The 2,350-nt window shown below is 50.3% G+C and carries 1 tRNA gene and 1 rRNA gene; both read left to right on the forward strand.

Annotated elements, in window-relative coordinates:
- Positions 1–92: 92 nt before the first annotated feature.
- Positions 93–165, forward strand: a tRNA-Ala gene (locus tag RDN66_RS23880).
- A 266-nt stretch (positions 166–431) separates the two neighbouring features.
- A 23S ribosomal RNA gene (locus tag RDN66_RS23885) occupies positions 432–2,350 on the forward strand; the annotation flags it as partial.

The raw sequence follows: 2,350 nt of genomic DNA on the forward strand, positions 1-2,350 counted from the left end.
TACCCATCCCGAACACGATGGTTAAGACCTAAGCGGCCGATGGTACTATGCTGGAGACGGCATGGGAGAGCAGGTGGGTGCCAGATTTCTATGGGGGTGTAGCTCAGTTGGGAGAGCACCTGCCTTGCAAGCAGGGGGTCAAGAGTTCGAATCTCTCCATCTCCATTTGCTGAAGTAACCAAAGGGAAGAAGCTTGTGCTGAAAACCTCTGAGGAAACGGAAGCATACCAAACGTACCTTGAAAACCGCATATTGAATAAAAATGAATTGTATATTCTAAATCAGAATATCAAGACATCCGAGGCCATACAAGAGATTGTATGGAAAAACAAACTTGTAAATGCGAAAGCGTTTATGAAAACCTAGAACCAAAGCGTCCAACGCTATGGACGTTTAGAGGACCCGCAGCAACCCGCGGCGGGAAATCATTTGGTTAAGCTATAAAGAGCGCAGGGTGGATGCCTTGGCACTAAGAGCCGATGAAAGACGTGATAAGCTGCGAAAAGCTTCGGGGAGGAGCAAATATCCTTTGATCCGGAGATATCTGAATGGGGAAACCCGGCTGAGCAAACCTCAGTCACTGCATGGTGAATCCATAGCCATGCAGAGGGAACCCGGTGAACTGAAACATCTAAGTAGCCGGAGGAAGAGAAAGAAACATCGATTCCCAAAGTAGCGGCGAGCGAAATGGGAAGAGCCCAAACCAGCGTGCGTGCATGCTGGGGTTAAGGACTGCAAACGTGAACCGATTTGTTAGTGGAACTGTCTGGGAAGTCAGGCCAGAGAGGGTGAAAGCCCCGTACACGAAAACAATAGGAAGCAGCAGGATCCAGAGTACCACGAGACACGAGAAACCTTGTGGGAAGTCGGAGGGACCACCCTCCAAGGCTAAATACTCCTTAGTGACCGATAGCGCATAGTACTGTGAAGGAAAGGTGAAAAGGACCCCGGGAGGGGAGTGAAAAAGAACCTGAAACCCTGTGTTTACAAGCTGTGGAAGCACGTTAAGGTGCGACCGCGTACTTTTTGTAGAACGGTCCGGCGAGTTGCCGGTACTGGCAAGGTTAAGAGCTTAAGGCTCGGAGCCGAAGGGAAACCAAGTCTCAAATGGGCGTCAAGTCAGTACAGGCAGACCCGAAACCGGGTGACCTATCCATGTCCAGGTTGAAGCGGAAGTAAAATTCCGTGGAGGACCGGATCCACATCCGTTGAAAAGGGTGGGAATGAGGTGTGGATAGGGGAGAAATTCCAATCGAACCCGGAGATAGCTGGTTCTCCTCGAAATAGCTTTAGGGCTAGCCTCATATTAGTTTAGCGGAGGTAGAGCACTGAATTCCTAAGGGGGCGTCAAAGCTTACCAAGGGATATCAAACTCCGAATGCCGCGTAAATGATGTATGGGAGTCAGACTGCACGAGATAAGTTGGGTAGTCAAAAGGGAAAGAGCCCAGACCTACAGCTAAGGTCCCAAAGTGTGTGTTAAGTGGAAAAGGATGTGGGATTTCAAAGACAACTAGGATGTTGGCTCAGAAGCAGCCACACATTCAAAGAGTGCGTAATAGCTCACTAGTCGAGAGGTCCTGCGCCGAAAATGTCCGGGGCTGAAACACAACACCGAAGCTTAGGAATGTATGTAAGTACATTGGTAGAGGAGCATTCTTAGTGCGGAGAAGCGGTACCGATAAGGAGCCGTGGAGCGTTAAGAAGAGAGAATGCCGGAATGAGTAGCGAGATGGAGGTGGGAATCCTCCAGGCCGAATATCCAAGGTTTCCAGAGTAAAGCTGATCTGCTCTGGGTAAGTCGGGGCCTAAGGCGAGGCTGAGAGGCGTAGTCGATGGACAACAGGTTGAAATTCCTGTACCATGTATCATCAGAACTGTGGGGACACAGAAGGACAACACATCCCGGGAATGGGAATACCGGGGCAAGCGTAGGAGGAGTCAGGTTGGCAAACCCGCCTGGCAATCCAAAGACGTGATGCGCAGCGAACTAAAGTAGCGAAGTGTGTGATTCCGGCTGTCAAGAAAAGCCGCTATTGTGTGATACATGCCCGTACCGTAAACCGACACAGGTAGATGAGGAGAGAATCCTAAGGCCGGCGGGAGAAGCATTGTTAAGGAACTCGGCAAAATGACCCCGTAACTTCGGGAGAAGGGGTGCCACAGAGATGTGGCCGCAGAGAATAGGCTCAAGCAACTGTTTAGCAAAAACACAGGTCTATGCAAAACCGTAAGGTGAGGTATATGGGCTGACGCCTGCCCGGTGCTGGAAGGTTAAGAGGAGAGGTTAGCGCAAGCGAAGCTTTGAATTTAAGCCCCAGTAAACGGCGGCCGTAACTATAACGGTCCTA

Source organism: uncultured Kluyvera sp., from assembly GCF_902485085.1.
Classification (GTDB): Bacteria; Pseudomonadota; Gammaproteobacteria; order Enterobacterales; family Enterobacteriaceae; genus Kluyvera; species Kluyvera ascorbata.